Source organism: Stenotrophomonas sp. SrG, from assembly GCF_050031795.1.
GTDB lineage: Bacteria > Pseudomonadota > Gammaproteobacteria > Xanthomonadales > Xanthomonadaceae > Stenotrophomonas > Stenotrophomonas rhizophila_A.
Window position 1 is genome coordinate 14,976 of the sequence record NZ_JBNBBE010000005.1, and the last position, 22,525, is coordinate 37,500.

9 protein-coding genes and 1 pseudogene are annotated in these 22,525 nt (G+C 63.7%); all 10 read right to left on the bottom strand.

Features of this window, described 5'->3' with window-relative positions:
* Positions 1-166: 166 nt before the first annotated feature.
* The 10 genes and pseudogenes from ACQG3P_RS06115 to ACQG3P_RS06160 all read right to left on the bottom strand — a co-directional run bounded on the left by ACQG3P_RS06115 (position 167) and on the right by ACQG3P_RS06160 (position 22,475).
* On the bottom strand, positions 167-514 hold the full coding sequence (locus ACQG3P_RS06115) for an immunity 8 family protein (RefSeq protein WP_426804517.1): 348 nt from the start codon (positions 512-514) through the stop codon (positions 167-169).
* 229 nt (positions 515-743) lie between these two features.
* A complete protein-coding gene (locus ACQG3P_RS06120; RefSeq protein WP_426804518.1) occupies positions 744-1,280 on the bottom strand; it encodes an immunity 42 family protein in 537 nt (178 codons plus the stop codon).
* A gap of 582 nt (positions 1,281-1,862) precedes the next feature.
* Positions 1,863-2,312 carry a hypothetical protein gene (locus ACQG3P_RS06125; RefSeq protein ID WP_426804519.1) on the bottom strand — a complete coding sequence of 150 codons (450 nt, stop codon included), beginning with the start codon at positions 2,310-2,312 and terminating at the stop codon, positions 1,863-1,865.
* A 919-nt stretch (positions 2,313-3,231) separates the two neighbouring features.
* A pseudogene (locus ACQG3P_RS06130) lies at positions 3,232-3,348 on the bottom strand (toxin C-terminal domain-containing protein); the annotation flags it as partial.
* Positions 3,349-3,451: 103 nt separating this feature from the next.
* Positions 3,452-3,781 (bottom strand): hypothetical protein, encoded by a 330-nt coding sequence (locus ACQG3P_RS06135; RefSeq protein WP_426804520.1) that lies wholly within the window; start codon positions 3,779-3,781, stop codon positions 3,452-3,454.
* A 10-nt stretch (positions 3,782-3,791) separates the two neighbouring features.
* Positions 3,792-4,223 carry a cytidine deaminase-like fold-containing protein gene (locus ACQG3P_RS06140; protein WP_426804521.1) on the bottom strand — a complete coding sequence of 144 codons (432 nt, stop codon included), beginning with the start codon at positions 4,221-4,223 and terminating at the stop codon, positions 3,792-3,794.
* Positions 4,220-4,738, bottom strand: coding sequence for a hypothetical protein (locus ACQG3P_RS06145; protein ID WP_426804522.1), 519 nt, complete (start codon positions 4,736-4,738; stop codon positions 4,220-4,222). Before ACQG3P_RS06145 ends, ACQG3P_RS06140 begins: the two co-directional genes overlap by 4 nt.
* A 364-nt stretch (positions 4,739-5,102) precedes the next feature.
* Positions 5,103-5,561 carry a hypothetical protein gene (locus tag ACQG3P_RS06150; protein ID WP_426804523.1) on the bottom strand — a complete coding sequence of 153 codons (459 nt, stop codon included), beginning with the start codon at positions 5,559-5,561 and terminating at the stop codon, positions 5,103-5,105.
* A gap of 824 nt (positions 5,562-6,385) precedes the next feature.
* Entirely contained in the window at positions 6,386-6,967 is a 582-nt protein-coding gene (locus tag ACQG3P_RS06155) for an imm11 family protein (protein WP_426804524.1), read from the bottom strand.
* A gap of 1 nt (position 6,968) precedes the next feature.
* Positions 6,969-22,475, bottom strand: coding sequence for a hemagglutinin repeat-containing protein (locus ACQG3P_RS06160; protein WP_426804525.1), 15,507 nt, complete (start codon positions 22,473-22,475; stop codon positions 6,969-6,971).
* Positions 22,476-22,525 lie beyond the last annotated feature (50 nt).

A 22,525-nucleotide genomic window follows, 5' to 3' on the forward strand; every position in this document is an offset into this window, starting at 1 on the left:
ATTGAGTGCAACCACGCTGGAAGAACCGCTCCATTCATTACTACATAGCTCTACGGTAGAAAATTGGCGCAGTCGCGATGCCGGGCACATTGATCAAAAGGGCTACACGTAGCGCATTTCAGCGTGAGGAAGGCTCACCAGTCCTCCCCCCAAGCAACTGCCTAGGTTACTGAACGTAGTCTTCGAACTCCCACATCAAGGTTCGGGAGAGTTTGACTGCAATGTCGATCCAAGTGTCACCCTGACAAGCGGCAACATGCGCCGATATCTCCTTCTCAACTGCAGCTAAATCGTACTCTGCAACGATCAGCAAGCCACGTCCCCACCGGAAGCTCCACGACGTCTGCGCCAACCAGCTGGGGCTGCACACTTTCAAATCAAAGTTATCGGCGCCATCAGATCCCTCCGCGCCAATCTTCAGCAGGAGGTCAAGCGCGAAGCATTCTGCATCTTCCGGACTCCATGTCCGGATATTGAACGTGTCGCTTGAAATACTTCGAAGTATGGCTTTCATAGGGTTTCCTGGTCGGTGTTGCAGAAGTGTCGGCTGCAGTGCGCCTTTGCGCATCCGCGAACATAAGCTCACTGTGACTGCATCTGTCATGGCAATGGCGCCGCACTGGGAGACATCTATCGCCTTTCCCTGCAAATCCGAGTCAAGTCGCCACCAGAGGCTTCGCCACGATCCAGGAAACCCCGGACCGACCACCCGGTCGCAGGGATCGCGCAACTGCTGGAGGCAGCTAGAGGCTTCGATTCTTGAAGGCCTCTTTCGCAAGATCAATAATTTCCGCGAGCTCCTTCACATCGATCCACGCCTCGGATACATCCAACAAGCGATTACCACCGGCAAGGGAGTCCAGCACGATTTCCGCTGCGAGCACCCTGACCTGATGGCCAACCTTCACTGCAAAGGCGAAGCAATTCTCATCCTCCAAATTGTTCGTCGAGGCTTGGTAGGTATAGTCAGTCTGGAAGTTATCGGGAATCTCATCTTCATCCATAAGGATGTAGGGAAGCATTCCATTCAGCAGAAAGCGGAATGCATCATCCGTACCAAGACTTGACACAGCGGAATTCTCTGGGAGATCCACAAGAGCATTACCGGACGACAAGCTACCAATGTCTGCCGAGAGCGCTGATACCCTCGCTCGTCGTGGGAATAGCCGACCATCTACAACGAAGTGAAATATGCCATTCCCCAGGCCAGGCCTTTCGTTCCAGGATTGGACGCTCGCGGCAATGAGTGCGAAATTGTTTGGGTCGCCGAAGACAGTCATGTACGGTCAGTAATGCAAGCAAGAATGATCATCGGGAACTCGACGGTTGGAGATGATTAGGCGTTGAGAACTAAGAACTTATGAAAGACATGTTGTATAGGAATAGGGTAACGACAACGATCGCCAGGAAGACCTCCAGAAGCCTAGTCCGTTTCCAGTGGCGCAAACGAGCGACGAGAACGCAGAGAAGGACTGGAAGAGACAGAAATGACACGACGACGGCAAGCCGGACCCAGTCCCCGTAAGGTCCCAAAAGAAGTTGGGGCATCAATCTCAAGCCCCTATTCCAATGGGAATAGGCAGAAACTAGCTCGACCAGCGCACATAGCGCCCAGAGGCAAAAGTACGCAGGGTGAATCAGGTTGTACTTCGCTCCTGCCATGATCACGCTCCTGACTCATGCAATCCATTCACCACGATCTAGACACAATTTTACTCCAGTCAATGATTGCAGGCGCCTGCACAGCCGGGGTCTCATGAGGCTTCAGAACATCCCCTGATCAGCGGTGGTGCCGTCCGCGGCACCAACTTGCCACCCGCCACGCTAGTCTCGAAATACTTACTGTCACTCGACCACCCCTTCTACCTGTCCTTGGCCGCTGTCAGCTTTCGTAGCAAGCTGGGCCAGATGAAAGAGTAAAGGATGCCCGCGAGCAGACCTATGACCGCAAACACTGCAAGTCGCCTGGGCGCCCGTTCAATCCAGAAGGTGCTGCTTGCCCAGATGTTGTTCCAAGCGTCACGCGCAAAGGCGCCCTCGACTATGAGCCAAGCGAGCACCGCACAGAACGCGCCCAACGCGACATGGCGGAACTTCGCGTGAGGTAGTACGGCATCAACAATGAGAATCGCTGGGAAGCCAACCACCACGCCGAAGATAGCTGCCACCATGCCTATGATCGAAGAAAAGTAGATCGTCTCAATTTCTGTCCCTGCATTGACGCTCAGTGGTAGGCCGATCAGGAGCAACCCGCAGATGCCGGCGCTGAGAGCAACCGCAAGAATCTTCGAAAGCGCAAGTCGTTGATTCACTGGCAGACCTCCATCGATTTTCCCTGCGAATCGCGAATAGTCATGCACTTTTGCCTTGATTGGAAGTCACTCCACCGCCACTGAAGCTTGTCGACCTGCTCACCTATGTCGCGAGCATTGGGCACCACACAAAGTCATCAAGCCAGGTATTAGAACTACTGAACGGGCTGCTGACTGTACCCCACCCCCTTGGTACACACGGAAAGCCCACCGTACCCGTTCGCCCAAACCTATCCAAGGAATCGAGACGCGACATGGGAACCATGCGCGCGGACTGCAAGGCTAGCTACGGCATCAAGCACGTCCACATCCTCTCGATTTGAAAACTCCATTGGCCCTAGCGCGGTGTAGAAGGCCTTGCTGCAGGCCGCGTCCCTCAAGAACGCAGACTCAACCACCACACTGAGAACCCATAGGCACAAGCAAGAGAACCGAAGAATGTTCTGCTTGGTCGCTTTCATCGTCTCCGGAGTTCAGCGCCAATGGCTGCAGTTCGTTGGAACCAAGATCCTCACGTCACGTACTACTCCACACCTGACTCAGAACTCCCAGCAAGGCCACACCTTGTCGGCTATCCCGTAGCCAGGCAGTTGGACAGGCAAGGTCTGGCGGAAAGAGCCTCTTCGATTGGGCCGAAGCGGCAGTCAATCTTCGTGCCGCTCCGTTCGATCGCCATCACGCACTCGGCTTAGAACGCCCAGCGAGGCAAAAGAGAATGCACTTTCCGCCGTCATTGCCGACGAGACTGATGGGAAAGCTCTCTTCGCCAGGCTCAAACGCGATCTCAACCTTCAAGTCTTGATTCTCGAAACTGCGAAGTTCCTCAATCAAACCTCGGACCGTCTTCCCTCTGCTCTCCCATCCATTAACGGACACTATTACCAGTCTCCAAACTTATTCATATTTGCGTCGAATGTAACTATGCGAGGTGGTTTGTTTCAAGGCCTTTAACGGAGGAGGCCACCTCCCAGGCACCGCCATTGTGCCCGTCAAGGTCTCTTGTGATGTACAGAGATCCGCTTCGGAATAACGATTGACGTTGTGCACCGTCTCGCTTACCCGCTGATACCCGAGAGCCTTCGCAGCCTCAGTGGCTTACTTGTTTGCAGCATAGACAGCGCCAACATGTGACCTCGTAGTCAGTCAGCATCCACCGGCCATTCGAGTCCTTCACTGAACTTTCCATGCCAGAACCGGCGCGAGTACTCGTCGTCCCGATCCATGTGGTAAACAAGGCCGTCAAGCCTGTCCCCCAAAGGAAAGTCAAACTTGTACTTCGCGGTAGACAGATTATCGAGCAAGCATCGAAGCTCGTCGAACTTCAAGCCTGCGCCTTCGTAACTGGAGGATCCGATTTCCTTGATCAGCTCCTCCGCTCGCGCCTCACATGAAATCAACGCGCGCCGAATATTGCCACTGACTCTCCTGTACTCATCAAGATCCTGTTCAACTCCGCACCATAGATCCATCATTTTTTCCTCACCGGCTGTACATGGCAGCAGCCTGGGCCGCCGCAGCGATGTCGCCCTTACAGAATCCGCAGACGTCTTTTCCGGAGACAGAGATGCTCATGTCCGCACCGACCGCAAGCCCAGCATCATGCACCTTCTGGATAACACCGATCTCTGCATGAGCCGTCGCCATGTTGCCATTGGGCAACACCTTGCCTGACCTCTCTGATCGAGCAGCGACGCGATCCGCTATCAGCTTTGGTATGCCGGCATTTCCTTGGTCAAATTCTCTCGCAGTCTGATTGTAGTCTACGAAGGTTCTTCCTCCAATGGTGGTCGTTGCAGTGACGGTTGGAACGACAATTCGGTCCGACAGACCGCCACCGTTCTGAGGCGGAAGGCTAAGAGCATTTGTTTGAGGCACCTCCAGCTCAGAGGGGTGGCCGCCGGCGGCTTTCAAATGCCAAGTGACCCCGTTACAGGGGCAACTCCAGATTTCACCGTCGCAGCGTTCCCCAGTAGATTTGCCAGTCCCCCTACTGTCAAAGTGAGTGACCGACGACGCTCTTCACTCATGTCGGACGCACTTGCAGCAAGGTAAGCGGCGCTCGCGAGCGCACTGTTTATCTGAGCATCCTGGACCGCAAAGAAGCTGCGCCAAGCCATGTTGGTCGGAAGGTAGTCTTCTGACCGGAAGCTTTCCAAGCCTGACCTGAGCAGTCCTTCCATGTAGGCGCTCTCGTTGCTGGTCTTCTCTCTGTATTTGTACCTTTCAAACCAGGTCAGGTTTGTATCCGAATATGCATGCTTGTCTACGCTGAGTCCTGCGTAGGGGAAGCCGATTACGGTGTCCGGACCCGTTCCAGATAGCTGTCCGGTCACCTGACCGCCGGGCGTCAAGCCTCCGCCGTTCTGGGCTACGTAGGTGCTGTAGTAGATATCCCAGTTTGCCTCGACCGGTGTCTCAACGATCATCAGGAAATACTTCTGATCAGTTTCCTGACCTTCGATGGCTACAGGCTAGAAGACAACGTTCTCATATGGCTGGTCGACCTCGGGCAAACCCCTCAATGCACTGAAGAGCCTCTGACTGACAAGCGGGGCACTCGCGTATCCAGCCAGTGAATAGTCGACCTCGCGCCCTGGTTGCGTGACCGAGAGGCTATGGCTACCGGGCTCCATGAAGTTGACCGGCGGTTCGATCAGGTGCCAATTGTTGATGTGACTCACATCGCCCAGAACCCATCGTTCCAGGATAGCCAAGTCCGCCCGCATCAAGTAGCGCTCCATACGACTTCCCTTTCGGCAACTGTAGCCAATTCCTCGCCCCCACTAGCGATCAGACCAAAGCGGAAACGACTCGAAGAGTAATGGCGCTAGCATCGTCTACAGCTGAGACTGCCTCGTATATCGCCTCAGACGACGAACGTAGCGACTCTTCCTCGACCAGAAACAGCATTGCTGACAAGGCGCGAGCCCTGCTGAATGCCGTGAGGTAACCGATGTCTTCCGATGAGTCACTGGCGTCATGGAGGTCGAAATATTGCTTGTCGGCTTGTTCCGAGAGTGTCTTAACCTTCTCAATCGCAGAAGCTGCAACGCCGCGCGCTGAGTTCAGTTCGCCGAGAACGGAGAGCACGGCACTATCGTGCACCTGCGCATACTCGACTGCATAGGCACACGCCGCCAGTGCGGCAATCCTCCTTTGAGAAGGGCACGCCTGCCTCAATCGGATCATCAGATCCTCAGACAACGTTTCCAACCTCATCATTCTTCGCCCTGCTTCGGCATCGGCCATCGAAAACTTCCAAAGCCCCACACAAGTACCTATTGTAGCCATCGAGAAGCCACTGGACTTGCTGGACTGGGTGTTCTGGCGTTCTGGGTGTCCACCGTGTCTTGGAGCGCAACGAGCACGTGCCGCCGCCCGACTTGGAGCCGTGGCTGAACACACGGCCTTGGGCGTACACATACGCGCCGGCCTGCGCGGGTGCCCACTAGACCAACCTAGTTGCGCGACTACGTGCCCGGTAGCCTTGCCTCTTCGCCCTGGCTATTGCGACGATCCCAGATCAATCGTAAGAAAATTGAACGTTAATCCGCTCGGTAGAGAGACTCACAACCGCTCCAAGGTGCACGATCAGCCGTCAAGCCGGCAGCAACAGATCAATTTCGCAGCTCAACGAGTAGATCCATCAAAGACGAGTTAACTTTCGCTCCCGGTGCAAGCCAGCTCTTTTCTCCAGCGCCCTTAACCGAATCGTACGTAAACCTGCATGCATCTGATTCCGGTGTAAGTTTGGCACTCATCACCATCTGAGCTTCACCGATTGGCGGAGCTTCCGACAAGATGGAAGCTACATCGAGATAGATATCATTGTCCGCGCGAGTCATTGGCCATCCGGCGAATTGCGCACTCCTCCAGCAGCCTTCTATCCATCATCGGACTCCATCTGTATAACGGAAATCGCTTTAAGTGCCGCGCGCCAACGCAATCCCGAGACAAATTCATCATCACATCACACCCGGCCTCAAGATTACGCCAGGCAGCGACAGTGCTTACCAGAATTGCGCACTACTGGTGCTCAATGAACGTTGATAGGCTCACGCAGGCGTCGCGCTTCAATGTCCGCTGACCCGCTCGAAGCTAAGACCCACCGCACCGGCAGCCTCGATACGCCGCTTCACTTCATCGCTGACGATCAATGCGCTTGGGTATCCCTTCAATCGAAACACGTGCCGCGATTCTGTCCTATCCTCGTCCAAGGTCATTTTGAAGAACGCTCGAATCTGTCCAGCCAGGTCTGGCCTTGCCACATCGCCGTCGTCGAACCTGACGAACTCTGAACGCGCTTCGTCGATACAGTCGACCTGTGTCTCAACAATCATGAGAAAATATTTATGATCCGTTTCCTGCCCTACGATAGTTACAGGCTCGAAGACAACGTTCTCATATGGCTCGTCGACCTCGGCCAAACCCCTCAATGCACTGAAGAGCCTCTCACTGACAACCGGGGCACTTGCGTATCCAGCCAGTGAATAGTCGACCTCGCGCCCAGGGTGCGTGACCGAGAGGCTATAGCTACCGGGCTCCATGAAGTTGACCGGCGGTTCGATCAGATACCAATTGTTGATGTGGTTTATGTCACCCAGCACCCACCTTTCTGAGATCGTCATGTCCGCCCTGATCAAATAGTGGTTCATCTCAACTCCGGGTCAGCCACTTGTTGACTTGGCTGCCAACGATGACAGCCTCTGCCTTGATTCTACCAAGAGTCTGCGTGACCGCATCCTTGTAGGCCTTTGTTCCAGGCGTGAGCCCGGCAGTAGAGCGATCCAGGCTGTCGTAGACGTATTGATGGTACTCCTGCGGGTGTGGCCCGCGATGTCCCTTCACATCTACAAGGTTCTCGACCGACTTGTCGATGCTCAAGTCTGCGCCGTCAAAGAACCGCTGGTATTCCTTCGTCCATGCTACTTTGCCGTCCGCCTCCACAGCGCACTTGTTCGTGCAAATGTGGTGCTTTGGGATGGAGTCGAAGTTAACTGGCGCAGCAACGGTGGTTCGTCCTCCTTCGAGCGTGACGTAGCCACCGCTATTGTCTTTGTACACGGGCAAACCTTCGTCGGTGTAGCGACCCGTTGAGTTGTACACGCCGCCTCGCGGTCCAACTACCGTCGCTGAACCGTCCGCATTTTTGCTCACGGTGTAGCCGCTGGGTACGTTGAACTCCGGGGATGGCAGTGAGATCGGCTTGCTCGGCGGAAGAGTTGGTTCAACCGGGGGCTTTCCGCTTGGTATGGTGTCCGCAGGCCGGGTTGTGGGGCTCTTGACCGCTCCGCGATCAAGCACGGCCAGTTTTCGCGCTTGAACAGCCGCCCGGAGCGCCGTGACTTCGCCAAGAGAAATAACAGCAAGTGCCGCATCTAGCCCTACTTCACCCTTCGTGAAGCCGTTGGATGTCACATCAGCGAGGTTCCATTTGTCGGTGAATCCCGTTTCGTATTTCAGCGTGTCCCATGCACTCCCTGCATAGTCCGAAACCGACGTAACTACTCCCATCCCTTTTTCTTTGACAAGGCCGATAGCACCAATCTCTTGAATTCGATTGATGTCGTACTTGGCTTGTTCGTACTGCTGGTAGGTGCTGTAGATGGGATTCATCGCGGCCATGTCGATGACCATGCCCCCCGCATTTGCGGTTACACCTGCAATCTGGCCGCCGCCGCCGAAGATCATGCTCAAGGCAAGATTGGTGGCCGCTTCTTGGCCTTTCCCAGCCATCGCGAGTTGCATGGCGGTGTCTTTCCCGCAGCTTCCAGCGGCCGCACAAGTAATCTTGTAAAGCGCATCCTGCTTGCTGGTGTGGGTCAGAAGACCGCTGGCAATCTCACCACTTCTGTCGCTTTTTGCTGCGGCTATGGCCAGATCCACCGCATTGTCGCTAATCCACTTTTGATAAGCGGCATCACTGTGGACCAGCGTGGCGTACGCGGCGCCCAGCTTTTCCTGCTCCGTTGCGCACTGCGGGGAACTGGCAGCGCCAGTGCAGGCGGCGATCAGGGCTTGGTTGCGGGAATCTGAAAGAGCAGCAAGCTCCTTCTCGGTGCCGCAGCCCTCCTTGTCTCCCTTGAGGCAGCCGAGCATCGCGTCGAGATACTGCATGCGCTCACCGTGGCTGAGGTAGTTGTTCTCAACGGCGTTCTGCGCAATACCGGCGCCCAGCGCTGCACTTGCAAGCCCGCCCGAGCCCACAGATCCTGCAAGCGCACCCACTGCCTGAGACAGGGCGAGGACTGTCTGCCTATCCTCCTCGGTAAGGTTACTGGTCTCGCCCCTGTAGAGGTACTCCGTGATGAATTTCGCGGCCAGCTCGCCCCCGACCGCGGCGGTTGCGCCACTCCCCGCGCTTCCACCGTTTGCCTCGGCCAGCAGTGCGCCGAGCACCGCATGTGAGATCAGCTGAAGAGTCGCGTCCGGATTCTCTCCGTGGTTCGGATCGAACTGGCTGCCAATGAAGTTGGCCGCATAGGGGGCAAGCGCATTTGCTGCAACCTGGCTGCCTCCTTGTCCTGCGACGCCACCTACAACGGCGGCAGTCACCGCATCAAGCGCACGACTGTAGCTACCACCGGTGCTCCACTTCAGTGCGTCTTGGAAACCAGGACTGTTGTCGGCCAGATAGTTCTGCTTGCCTGCCTCATCCAACTTCGAGTAATCGTTCCACTTGGTGCTGTCTTTCTGCAGCTCACGTTCGTATTCAGCTCGTGCCACCTTGCTCTTGTAGGCGAACACATCTCCGGCCACCTGCTTGCTTGTCGCCACCACGGTGCCCGCAGCCGACGACATCGCCTGTTGCTCCTGCATCAGCTTCTGCAGGTCGGGCAGCGCATTGATCGCCTCGTGCGCCTTGCTGGCATCGGTGTTGACACCCAGCTCTGCAGCCGTGACCTTCTTTCCACCGATGGTGATGTTGCCTTCGGTCAGGGTCGCGTAGGTCGTGGAGCTGTCGCTGCCGCTGCTGGTCATCGGCACGCCACCACTGAAGTTGGTGCCGTCCGCGCTGCCAAACTTGCCGCCGGCCACGTTGGTGCCGATGTCCTTCAACTGACCGGCGGCATTCTTGTCGGCGCCTTCACCGGTGCCCTTGTTCCCAAACCCACCACTGATGCTCGCCGAGCTCGCCCGGTAGTCCATCTCGTTCTTGAGATCAGTGAAGGTCAAGCTCTGCGCGGTCAGCTCGCTGTTGGCAGCGTTGGTGCTGGCAATGGCGCCGCCCACCAGGTTCACGTGCCCGGCGTCGACGTGGTAGCCGCCATCGCCCGCGAACAGCCCGGACTGCTGGCCAACGCCCTTGTAGCTGCCGTTGGCTTTGCCCGCACTGGCATAGCCGCTGGCGTCCCACGCGGTGCCGACCGACACCTGCACGCGCCCGCCCACCTGGCTGTCCTTGGACATGCTTTCGGCAACGTCCTGCAGCGATTCAATGGTGAGCGTGCCGCCGGTCTTGACGTCGATCCGGTCGGCGGTTGCGGTGGCGCCGCGCAGGGTGGTGTCACCCTCGGCCTTGAGCGAGATGTTCTGGCCGGTGAGCGTGGTGTTCTGCCAGGTGCTGCTGTCGGCGTTGGACTTGCTGCTGCCCACGCTGGCTTCGGCGTACACGTAGACGCCGGTCTGCGCGCCGACCGACACGCCCACGCCTACTTCGGCACCTGCGTTGTTGCTCCTGCTCTTGTCCTGCAGGTGCGCCTTGCCTGCTTCGAGCAGGATATCGCCGGCCGAATCCAGCGCCAGCGTGTTGCCGGCGCTGAGGTTGCCCTGCACCACATGGATGTCGCCGCTGGTGCTGGTCAGGTTGACGTTGCCGCCGCCCTGGATGGTGGAGCCACGCGAGACGGTGCTGCTGCCCTCGGCACTGCTGCTGGAGGACTTGAAGCCGATGCCGGCTTCGGCGCTGAACAGCGAGCCGCTGCCAGCGCCGCCGGCGGCCGCCGAGATCGCGCTCGCTGCCTGGTAGGCATTCGCCCCGGCCGCCATGCCCTGCATCGCCTGCAGGCGCCCGTCGGACTGGCGCGCCGAATCGACGTTGTTGATCAGGTCGATGAAGGGCGACTTGATCCGCGCGAACACGCCAATCTTCAGGTCCTTGTCGCTCTGCGAGTTATGGCCGCTCTCATCTGCGGTGAGCAGCTCGATCTCGGCGGCAGTGATGTTCACATCCTGCGCGGCCACCACGTTGCTGGCGATCTGGGTGTACTTGCCGCCTGCACCCAGGTTGACGTTGCCGCCCAGGCTGCCGATGGTGCTGGCGACCTGAGAGACCATGCCGCTGTCGTCCTCGTGCTGCTGGCGGTGCCAGCCGGCGAACTTCTCGGTGTCGGAGATCTGCACCGTGCCGATGGCCTTGCTGTCGGCGGTGTTGGCGTTGCTCACCGTGTCCTGGCCGCTCTGCACGGTGAGGTTGCCGGCGGCGCGGATGGTCACGTCCTTCTCGGCGGCAATGTTTGCTGCGGTTAGGGTGATGTCTCCTTCGGTGGTTGCCATGCGCACGCCACCGCCCACCGACAGCTGGGTACCGGTGATGGTGTCGCTCTGGCCGGTGCCGTCGCTGCGGGAGTTGTTGGTGCCGAACGGCAGGCCGCTGGTGTTGTTGGCGAAGCCCCAGCCCTTGCCGGCACTCTGGCTGGTGCTGGATTCGGTGTTGTGCGCGACGTCGAAGACGATGTCCTTGGTGGCCAGCAGCAGCGCGTCGCCTTCTGCCGAGAGCTGCGCGCCCTGGCTGGTGATCGAGCCGCCATTGGCGATCAGGGTCATGTCGCCGCCAGCACTCAGCTGGGCCACGCGGGCGTCGCTGGTGGAGTGGGTCTGGTTGCCGCTTGAGCGCTGGCTGCCGCCGGTGACCACGACCGAGGTGGTGGCCGCCCGCACGCCGGAGGCGGTGCCTTCGGCATTGCGGGTGATGTCGCCCATGATCGAACCACTGTCGGCCATGCCGTCGGTGGTGGAATCGCGGGCGCTGCGGTAGGCCTTGGTGGGGTCGTAGGTGACGCCCATCGAGAAGCCGCTGGACTTGCTGGACTGGCTGTTCTGGGTGTCCAGCGTGTCCTGGCGTGCCACCAGGTTGATGTCCTTGCCGATCAGGGTCAGGTCCTGCCCGGCGGCCACGTCGGAGGCGGCGATGGTGAGCTGGTTGCCGGCGTTGAGCTGCACGTTGCCGTCCATCGAGCCCACTGCCGATCCCACCTGGGTGGTGGACTGGCTGGCACTCTCGTTGTTGGACCTGGCGCTGCTGTACCCCACCGAGGCCACGCCGTTGGCGAAGCCACCGGTAATGCCCGACTTCTTCTGGCTGAAGCTGCTGGCTTCGCTCAGGGTGTCCTGCGCGGATTCGATGGTGATGTTGTTCACCGCCGCAATGCGCAGGTCGTTGTCGGCCAGCACGGTGGAGCCGGTGATGGAGACGTCGTTGCCCGCGATGATGTCCACCGTCTTGCCGCCGACGCTGGAGCCGACCGCGTAACTGGCCGCGCTCTGCTCGTGGGTGGTGGTGGTGGTGCTGGAAAGCGTCTTCTTCTTGCGGGTGGTTTCATCCACCACCAGGTCATGGGTTTCCTGGGCGGTGGTCAGGGCGACGTTGCGGCCGGCCGAAAGCACCACGCCACCGTCGCTGCTGTCCACGGTGGTGGACTGCAGCGTGAGGTCGCGCCCGGCCTGCAGTGCGACGCCTTCGCCGCCGCTGAGCTGGTTGCCCAGCACCCAACCGCTGGCGGCAGTCACCTCGCGCGAGTGGTTCCGGCTCTTTGCCCCGCTCTCAAAGGTCTGGGTGTCGACCACGGCGACGCTGTTGATGTCACGGCCGGCCTGGGCGACCAGTGCGTTGGCGGCCGAGACATTGGCGGCCGCCAGGTTCAGGTCACGGCCCGCGTTCAACACCACGTCGCCGGCGCCGGTGATGGTGGTGCCGGTGTGGGTGAGCTGGCTCTGGTTGCTGAAGTTGCGGGCGTCGTGGGTGAGCGACACGCTCCGTTGCTCGACGACCGAGGTCAGGTTGATGTCACCTCCGGCCACGATAGCGGTGAGGCCGTCGGCACCGGCATTGGCCAGCTGGGCGGCACGCAGTTCCACGTTGCCACCGGCGTTGACGCTCAGCACGCCGGCACCGTCGGTGTTGGTCACGTACAGGCCAGCCACGCGGTCCAGGGTGGTGGTGCGCTGGGTCAGCAGGTCGCCGTTGTCCTGCCAGTCGCGGGTGGTGGAGGCCACGGTGATGTCACCGCCTGCCTTGAGCGCCAGTACGTCGGTGGCGGTGACGGTACTGCCGATGATGTCGATGTTGCCGCTGGCCTTCAGGCCCACCTGCTGGCCACTGATCTGCCCGCCACCGATGTTGCGGATGTTGCCGGCGTCGATGCTGACCAACTGGCGCCCGGCGATGGAGCCGTTGCTGACCAGGTCGCCGCGCAGCTTGATGTCCACGTCGGCACCGGCGAGCAGTGCCCCGTTGCGGTCGAGGTCGCCCGGCATCACGCGCAGGTAGACCTGCGGCACCAGCGCGCGGGCGACCGAGCCGTCGGCCAGGGTCACGTCCTGCTCCACCAGCCACACGATGTCGCTGGTGAGGCGTGCCATCTGCTCGGCAGTGAGGGCCACGCCGGGGCGCAGACCCCATTCGCCGGCCACGGTGGCGCCGGCTTCCAGCAGCGCGCGGTACTGGTCTTCATCGCTGGCGTAGCCATCGAGGAAGCGGCGGCCGGTGAGTTCACCGATCTGTTCGCGCACCAGCTTCTGCTCGTAGAAACCGTCGCCCAGGCGCTTCTGGGTCTGGGAGGGCTCGTAGCCGGCGCGCTGCAGTAGGTAATCGGAACTGAGCCAGCTGCGGTAGTTGGCGAATTTCGGATCGGTTTCGACCAGGTAGCTGCCGCGGTTGGCGTCCACGTTGAACAGGCTGGCGCTGGGGGCGCTGGCGTTCGGTGCGGTGGTCACCACCAGGTGCGGATCGTTGCCGGCGGCGGCCACGGCCTGCTTGCGGTCGAGTGCAGCGTTGGCGCCACTGCCGGCATGGTTGCCGCCCTGCGCGGCCGTCGGGCCCGTGGCGATGGCCTGCCCGGCCTGGACGGCACTGATGTCCTGCACGCCGCTGCCGCCCGGCCCAGCCGAGCCCACCTGGCCCAGTCCCTGCGCGGTGGCGGTGTCGGCCCATTGCGCGTGGGCATTGCCCGGGCCCTGCACGGCAATGCCGTTCTGGCCCTGCGCTGCGGTGGCGGCATTCGGACCCTGCGCGGAGACCGGTCCCGCGCCCTGGCCGGCAGTTTGGCCCGGTCCCTGCACCGCGCCGGCGCCGGGGCCGACCGAACCCGCACCGGGCCCGCCGGTATTGAGGTTGGCCATGCTGTCACCGTCGCGCACGTTGGGTGCGTCGCGGCCGGTGTTTTCATTGCGCAGGTTGCCTACGTCGATGGTGAGCTTGCCACCGGCGACGATGCCCGAGCCCAGGACACCGGTCTGTTCGGAGATGGGTGCGGCGCTCCATGTGCTCTTCGAATTGTTGTACGTATAGGACTCATTGAAGAAGGAATGGGTCCGGTACAGCGTCTTGGCAATGTTGGTGACCGACGCGTCCTGGGTAATGCCGAAGGTGGCGAAGTCGCCACCGGCGGCAATGCTGGCGTACTCGTTGCGTAGTGCATCGGTGGTGATGCGCATGTTGCCGCCCGCATTGATCACCGCATCAGAACCGGCCGACACCACCACGTCTTCCACGGTGGTGCGCGTGGCCACGCGGCGCTGTTCATTGCCGCTGGTGTTTTCCGGATGGCGCTGCATGTTGATCAGCATCGCGTCCGGATTGTCGTAGTCCGGATAGGTGATCAGCTGCACGCACGTGGTGGTGCAGGTACCGTAGGCGTTGCTGTAGGTCAGGTTGTCCGATTCATAGTGGAACGCTGGGCTGCCCGGCTGCGACGTCGACAGGTCGCGGAAGGGGTCTTCAGCGCCGGCCCCGAGCTGGTCGGGATTGTTGCGGTTGTCCGCGCGGAGCACGTAGTAGATCACCATCGTGCCGCCCTGCACGTCCAGACGCGCGCGTTCGCCGCGCGCGCCGTACAGCCCGCCGCGCGCGAAGTAGTACGCACTGGTATTGGGGGTCATCTTGACCACCGCCCTGCGGATCTGCTGACCGTCCGGCGTGATGTAGGCCGAGTCCTCCAGGATGTCAGCCGGGTTTAGGTAATACACCTCGTAGGGCTGGAAGTTGGAGGTGTTGCGCAGGCTGCCGGTGTTGTTGCCGTTCTTGAACCACCCCGGCTGGTTCAGGGTAACGGGGGCATGCCGGGTGGTCTGCTGCTGCACCACCACGTTCTCGCGGATGTTGTTCACCGCTAGCGCGTTGATGTCCAGGTTGCCGGCGATTTCGATGGTGGAGCTGAGGTTGTCGATGCGCTGGGCAGTGCCCACCGCGTTCAGTCCGTTCAGGCCACCGCCGATGGCGGCGTCGCCATCGCTGAAGACCAGGCTCTGGCCGGTGTTGCTCAGCACGCCCACGCCCAGGTCCAGGCGCTGGCGTGCGGCAATGGTCGCCGATCGCTGCACGCCGCCCACGTTTTCCGCCTGGTTGTTGAGCGTTCCGGCGTTGATGGCGATGTGATCGCCATAGATGCGGCCGGTGCCGATGTTGACCAGCGTCCCGGCGTCGACATGGGTGGTACGCCCATCCAGCAGGCCGCGGTTGACCAGTTCGCCGGCGGCGACCAGCCGGGTGAGGCCGACAGAACTGATCTCACCGGTAGCTGCGTTGTAGACGTTGCCGGCGCTGATGTTGACGTTGGCACCCTGCAGCTTGCCCAGGTTGTCCAGGTTGCCCTGGATGGCCAGGGTGAGCGTGCCGTTGGCGGCCAGCTCGCTGGTGTTGGTGTAGCTCTGGCGCAGCTCCAGGGTCATGTCGCCCTGCGAGAGCACCCTGCCGTCGCCGGTGATCTCGCGGGTGCGGATGATCTGGTGGGTACCGGCCACCAGGGTGCCACCCCCGTTGGCGATGCTGTCTGCACTGATGTCGGAGGTCTCCGACGCGGACACCTGCCCGCCGGTGTTGTCCAACAGCCCGCCGAGCTGCAGCGTCAGGTTGTCGGCCAGGACCTGGCCCTGCTGGTTGACCAGGCTGCCGCTGGTCAGCTGCAGCTGCTTGCCCTGCAATCCCAGCGCCGGGCCATTGGGCGCGCTGAGCGTGTTGCGGTTGTCGACGCTGGCGGCCTGCACGGTCAAGGTGCCGGCGGCGGCGACCAGCCCGCTGCGGTTGTCGAGCGCGCCTGGCAACGCGATATCGGCGTTGCCGCCGACGCTGATGGCGCCGCCGGCATTGTTCAGCGCCTGCACGCGGAGGGTGAGGTCACCCGCCCCCTGGAGCGAGCCACCGGCATTGTCCACGCTGCTGGCGTTGAGCGTGATGGCGCCCTGGCCGAACACCGCACCGGCGCGGTTGTCGAACGCACCGCTGGTGATGTCCAGCGTGCCGCTGCTGTTGATTCCATTGCCGTTTGCGTTGGCGTTGATCAGTGCCTGCCCGGCGGTGTCGATGCGCAGGTTGCCGGCGGTCTGCAGCAGGCCGCCCGTGTTGTCGAGCAGGCCGGTGCGCAGCACGCCGCCACCGGTGAGGCTGGCGATGGTGCCGCCCCGGTTGTCCAGCGCCTGCCCGCGGGTGTCCAGCTCCAGCGTACCGGCAATGATCCGGCCGGCTTGGTTGTCGATGCCGGCCGCGCCCAGGTGCAGGTCGGTACCGGCCTGGATCAGCCCGCCGGCGTTGGCCAGCCGGGTAGCCGTATCGAGCTGCAGCACCGCGCCGGCGGCGAGGATGCCGGCGGTGTTGTTGAGCGACTGCGCGCGGATGTCGGCGCTGCCGCCGGCATTGATCGTGCCCTGCGCGCTGTTGTCGAGCAGGCCGTCCACGGTGAGGGTGAGCGGTGCACTGCCGTCGGTGTGCAGGATGCCGCCGCGGTTGTCGACGCTGCCAGCGGTGACCGTGGTGGCACCGCCGGTGAGGATGCGGCCACCCCGGTTTTCGAGCGCCCCGCCGAGGGTGAGCTGGTGGCCGCCGGTGCCGGCCGCCTGCACGGTGCCCTGGTTGTTGAACAGCTGCGCGGCGCGCAGGTCCAGGGTGCCATTGGTGGCCAGCGTACCGGCAGTGTTGTCGAGGCGGCCGCGCACGTCCAGCGCCAGGGCCTCGGTACCGGCGGCGGTGAGCGTGCCGCCCGCCGTGATCAGGTCACCGGTCTGGATGCGGATGCGCTGCGCGGCGGTGGTGCCGTTGCGCAGGTCGGTGCTTTCGCCCAGCAACTGCAGGGTGCCATTGCTGAGCAGCTTGCCGCCCTGGCCATTGAGCGTGTGCGCGTTGATCGCAAGCGTGCCGCTGCCGGCGTGCTGCACGGTACCGCCGGCATTGCCAAAGGTCGCTGCGGTGATCTGCAGGTCGCCATTGCTGGCCAGGGTGCCGTTGTTGCCGTTGTCCAGGCTGCCCTGCACCGACACGGTGCTGGGGCCCGTGCCACCGGACACCACGGTGCCGCTGCGGTTGTCGAAGCCGGTGGCCACGATGTCCAGCTGGTTGGCGCTGAGGGTGGCGTTGCGATGATCGACTTCCCCCGCACGCAGGGTCAGTGCCCCGGTGGTGGCGATGCTGCCCTGCTGGCCGAGCAGGCTGCCGGTGTGCAGGGTGAGGCCACCGTCGCCTGCGTGGGCGATGCGGCCTGCCTCATTGATCAGGCTGCCTGCGTTTACCTGCAGGGCGTTGGCATTGCTGGCCACGGTGCCGCGGCTGTTGTCGAACTGACCGGTGACGTCGATGCGGGTGTCGGCGCTGCCGGCCGAGCTGAGCGTGCCGCCAACGTTTGAGAGCGCGCCGGCGCTGATCTGCTGCGCGCCATTGGCGGCGATGGTGCCGCCATTGTTGCCGAGCGCATCGCGTACCTGCAGGACCATGGCCTGTTCGCCGGTGGCGCTGAGGGTACCGCCTGCATTCTGCAGGCTGCCGGCAATGACCTTGATGTCGCGCGCGGCGGTGGTACCGCCGCTGATGTCCAGGGTCTCGCCTTCAAGGTTCAGCGCGCCATTGCTGACGATGCGGCCAGCCGCGCCCTGCAGGGTCTGCACGTTGATCTGCAGCTGGCCGTCGCCTGCCTGCTCGATGGCGCCGCTGCGGTTGTCCAGGGTTCCGGCGCTGATGTCGGCGTCGCCCGCACTGGCGACCAGGCCGGCGTTGCTGTTGTCCAGCAGCCCGTCCACGCCCACGCGAAGGTCGGCTGCGCTGTGCAGGGTGCCGCCTTGGTTGTCGAGGCTGGACGCGGTAATGGCGAGATCGCCACTGGTGAGGATCTTTCCGCTGCGGTTGTGCAGCGCCTGGTCGATCTGCAGCTGGCTGGCACCGGTACCGGCGGCCTGCACCGTACCGGCGTTGTTGAGCAGCGCACCGGCGCGCAGGTCCAGCGTGCCGTTGCCGGCAACGGTGCCGCCGCTGTTGTCGAGCTGGCCGCGCGCGTGCAGCACAAGGGCATCGGTGCTTGTGGCGGTGAGCGTGCCACCGGCGGTGGTCACGGTGCCGCCGTCGATGCGGATGCGCTGCGCGGAGGTGGTGCCGTCACGCAGGTCGATGTCGTCGGCCTGCACGGTCAGGCTGCCATTGCTCACCAGCGTGCCATCGGCACCGAGGACGCGGACCGCCGTGATGTCGAGCAGGCCGCTGCCGGCCTGCTGCACGGTGCCGCCGGCATTGCCGAAGGTGGCCGCGTTGATGGCCAGGTCGCCGTTGCTGGCGATCAGGCCCTGCCCGCCATTGTCCAGCGTGTCCTGCACGGTGAGGCGGTTGGCCCCGGTGCCGGTGGCCACCAGCTTGCCGCCGCGATTGTCGAAAGAGCGCGCGTCCAGCGCGATCTGCGCCGCCTGCAGCGTGGCACCGCGATGATCCACGGTGGTGGCCGACAGGGCCAGGTCGCCTGCGGTGACGATGGCGCCGTCGCGGCCGTCCAGCGTGCCGGTGTCCACCGTGAGACCCTCGGTGCCGGCGTGGTTGAGCGTGCCTTGCTCATTGCGCAGGCTGCCGGCGCTTACTGCCAGCGCGCCAGCGTTGCTGGCGATCAGGCCCTGGCTGTTGTCCAGTTCGCTGCTGACGGTGATCTGGCTGTTAGCCGTACCGGCCGAGCTCAACGTGCCGTCGCGGTTGGACAGCGTGCCGGCCTCGATGCGCTGGGCACCGTTGGACGCAATGGTGCCGTCGTCGTTGCCGAGGCGGTCGCGTACCTGCAGCAGCATGTCGGCCGTGCCGGTGGCATTGAGCGAGCCACCGCTGTTGTCCAGGCTGCCGGCGTGCACCGTGACCTGGGTGGCGCCGACCGCGCCATCGCGCAGGTCCAGTTCCTCGCCCTGCAGCTGCAGCGCGTCGCTGGCGACCACGCTTCCGCCCGCGTTACGCAGGGTGGCGGTGTCGATGTGGAGGCTGCCGTTGCCGGAGATGGCGCCGCCGCTGTTATCGAGCAGGTTGGCCACGCGGATCTGCGAGGCCGCTTCACCGGCCGCGATCAACTTGCCGTGGTCGTTGGTGAAGGTACCGGCCGCGATGTTGACCGAGCCGTTGCTGCCGAAGGTGCCGCCGCTGTTGTCCAGCAGGGTGCGGGCCTGCACCTGCAGCACGCCGGTGCCAAGCGCGCTGAGCTGACCACCGGCGGTGACCAGGCGCTCGCTGTCGATCTGGATCTGCTGCGCCGAGGTGGTGCCCCTGCCCAGGTCCAGAGTATCGCCGCGAAGCTGCAGGGTGCCGTTGCTGAGCAGGCTGCCGGCCGTACCGTCCAGGCGAGCCACCTCAATGGCGAGTGTGCCGCTGCCGGCCTGCTGGATGGAACCGCCGGCGTTGCCCAGGGTCTGGGCGCTGATCGACAGGTCGCCGTTGCTGGCCAGGCTGCCGCCGTCTCCGTTGTCCAGCGTGTCGGCCACCTGCACCGTGTTGGCGGCGGTGCCGGTGGCGACGATGCTGCCGCCCCGGTTGTCCAGCGACTGCGCGGTGAGGTCGAGCTGGGCGGCGGCCAGCGAGGCGCCGCGATGGTCCACCGCACCGGCGCTGAGGGTTACCGCGCCGGCGGTGCCGATGCGGCCGTCCTGTCCGTCCAGGCGGCCGGTGGTGATCGACAGCCCGCCGCTACCAGCGTGGCTGATGGCGCCGTCGGCGTTGACCAGCGTGCCGGTCTGCAGCTGCAGCGCTGCGGCATTGCTGGCCACGCTGCCGGCGTGGTTGTCCAGGGTGCCCGCCACCACGATGCGGGTGTCGGCGGTGCCGGCCGAGGTGAGCTCGCCGCTGCGGTTGCTCAGCGACCCCGCCTCGATCTGCTGTGCACCGTTGGCACTGAGGGTGCCGCCATCGTTGAGCAGGGCGCCGCTTACGCTCAGCTGCAGGGCCTGCTCGCCCAGCGACAGCAGCGTGCCGTTGCTGTTGTCCAGCGACCCGGCGCGGATGTCCACCTGGCGTGCGCGGGTGCTGCCCTTGCGTACATCCAGCGCCTGCGCCTGCAGCTGCAGCAGGCCGTTGCTGGCGATGCTGCCCGCGCTGCCCTGCACGGTGTTGGCGGTGATCTGCAGGGTGCCGTCGCCGGCGTGGTCGATGCTGCCGCCGGCGTTGAGCAGGCCGTCGGCGTCGATGCGGAGGTCGCCATTGCTGGACAGCGTGCCACCCTGGTTCTGAAGCAGGCCGCTGGCGCGCAGCGTGCTTGCCCCGGTGCCGGCGGCGACCAGCTTGCCGCCGTTGTTGATGAGGGTCGTGGCCTCGATGGCCAGTGCACCGTTGCTGCCGAGCAGGCCACCGGTGTTGTCCAGGGTGCGGCTTACCTGCAGGTTCAGCGCCTCGGGACCGGCCGAGGTGAGCGAGCCGCCGGCGGTGACCAGGTCGTTGGTATGGATGTCGATGCGCTGGGCAGCGGTGGTGCCGTCGCGCAGGTTGGTGGTGCCGCCCTGCAGCAGCAGGCTGCCGTTGCTGAGCACGCTGCCGCCCTGGCCCTGGAGGGTGGCCGCATCGATGCGCAGGCTGCCGCTGCCGGCCTGCTGCACGGTGCCGCCGGCGTTGCCCAGTTGCGCTGCGCTGATCTGCAGGTCGCCGTTGCTGGCCACGGTGCCGCCGTCGCCGTTGTCCAGGGTGCCCTGTACGTCCAGGCTGCTGGCCTGCTGCCCGGTGGCGAGCACGCGGCCACCGCGGTTGTCGAAGGACGCGGCGGTCAGGCTGATCTGGTTGGCGATCAGCTGCGCATTGCGGTGGTCGGCAGTGCCCAGCTGCAGGAGCAGATCGCCTGCGGTGGCGAGGGTACCGCCCACGCCATCCAGGCGATCGGCGCGCAGGCGCAGGCCGTCGCTGCCGGCGTGGCTGATGCTGCCCCGCGTGTTGACCAGGGTGCCGATGCCCAGGCCGAAGCTGGCCGCGTTGCTGGCGATGCTGCCATCGCGGTTGTCGAGCATGCCGATCGTCCAGGCGCTGGCGGCGCCGCCGCCGTGCGCCAGGCTGCCGCCCCGGTTGAGCAGTGTCTGCGTGTGCAGCTCCGCGCCCTGGGCCAGGGTCATGTGCCCGTCACTGTTGTCCAGCGTGGCTACCCGGGCGGTGGTGGCGCCCTGCACTTCCAGGGTGCCGCCGACGTTGCGCAGGGCCTGGCCCTGCACCTTCAGGGTGTCTACACCGAGCGTGCCGCCGCTGTTGTCCAGGCTGCTGCGCGCGTCGAGCTGCAGCACGCCGGTGGCGTCGATGGCGCCGCCGTCGTTGTCCAGCGTGCGCGCGATGTTGAGCACGCCGGCCGCCAGGGGAACCGTCGTGGCGGGCGGCGGGGTGGTGCCGGTGCCGGGCGTCGGGATGCCCGTGCCGGTGCCGGGAGTGCTGCCGCTGCCCGGAGCGGTGCCGCCGGTGTTGCCGGTGCCTTCGCCTGGCGTGGTGGTGGCAACGGTGCCGATCTGCCCCTGCAGGTTGCGGACGTCGGCCCCCTTCAACTGCAGCGCCTGCGCGCCCACCTGTTCGATGCTGCCGGCGCGGTTGCGCAGCGCGTCGGCGTTGAGTTCGAGCCGGCGTGCGTTGAGCGTGCCGCCGCTGTTGTCGATGTCGGCGGGGGTGTCCACGCGCAGCTCGCGCTCGGCGCTGAGCGTGCCGGCGTTGGCCACGCCGCCTGCGGCTTTGATGCGGGTGTCCTGCTGGGCGTGCAGCGCGCCGGTGTTTTCCAGCCGTCCTTCGGCGGTGACCACCAGTTCGCCGGCCTGCGCACCGATCTTGCCGGCGTTGCGCATGCCCACGCCCTGCTCGTTGCCGACCAGCCAGATGCGGTTGGCATACATGCCGCCCAGCGCGCCCACGTCCAGGGCGAACGCCGGGGCACTGCTGCCGGCGGCCTGCGGGGTCACGGCGGTGTTGTCCGCGCTGACCACGTTGTTGCCCAGGCTGGCCTGCAGCTGGTTGGCCCAGATGCCGGCGTTGACCTGCAGCGAGCGGGTGATGATGTCGGTGTAATCGGTGCGGCTGGCATCCAGGCCGGCACCGGCAATGCGGATGGCGCCCCCGGCAACCCGGTAGCCTTCCAGCGCACCGTTGCTGACGATGGGCGTGCCGGTGGTCAGGGTGACGCGGCTGGCGTTGAGGAAGCCGGCGCCGTCGATCTGGATGCCGGCCGGATTGGCGATGATCACCTGCGCGCGGGCGCCGGCCACTTCGATGTAGCCGTTGAGCTGACTGGGACTGCTGCTGTTGATTTCATTGAGGATGACGCGCGCGGTGCCGGTGGCCAGCCACGGGTTGCCCTGCACCCAACCGCCGATCTGGGTCTGGGTATCGCCACGCGAGTTGTTGAGGATCACGCCCTGCGCGCCAACGTCGAACTGCTGGTACTGGTTGCGCGAGACACCCGCCGCACTGGGCGTGGTGATGTTGACCTGCGGGGTGCCGTTGGCCGAGCTGACCACGGTGGGGCGCTGGTCGGCCGGCGCGTTGGGGTCGGCGATGATGCGGCCGGCGCTGGGTGACTGCTGCGCCGAGAGCGGCTGCACCACGCCCACCCAGCCCAGCGCCAGCCAAAGGGCGAAGCTCACCGGGCGCAGCGTGGCCACCGTGTTGCCACCGCGCGCGTCGCAGCCACCGCGCGGTGCGGTGACCAGCTCGGAGGCGACCTGCATGACACCCAGCGTGCGGTTGAAGACCAGACGGTAGACTCGATTCACGGCGTTGCTTCCTTTCAATGCGGTGGTAGGGGCGCGCACCGGCACGGTGC

Excerpts from the sequence above, each read along its gene's own strand:
- ACQG3P_RS06145 (WP_426804522.1), bottom strand. The coding sequence starts at position 4,738 with ATGATCGTTGAGACACCGGTCGAGGCAAACTGGGATATCTACTACAGC.
- ACQG3P_RS06135 (WP_426804520.1), bottom strand. The coding sequence starts at position 3,781 with ATGGATCTATGGTGCGGAGTTGAACAGGATCTTGATGAGTACAGGAGA.
- ACQG3P_RS06155 (WP_426804524.1), bottom strand. The coding sequence starts at position 6,967 with ATGAACCACTATTTGATCAGGGCGGACATGACGATCTCAGAAAGGTGG.
- ACQG3P_RS06115 (WP_426804517.1), bottom strand. The coding sequence starts at position 514 with ATGAAAGCCATACTTCGAAGTATTTCAAGCGACACGTTCAATATCCGG.
- ACQG3P_RS06150 (WP_426804523.1), bottom strand. The coding sequence starts at position 5,561 with ATGGCCGATGCCGAAGCAGGGCGAAGAATGATGAGGTTGGAAACGTTG.
- ACQG3P_RS06120 (WP_426804518.1), bottom strand. The coding sequence starts at position 1,280 with ATGACTGTCTTCGGCGACCCAAACAATTTCGCACTCATTGCCGCGAGC.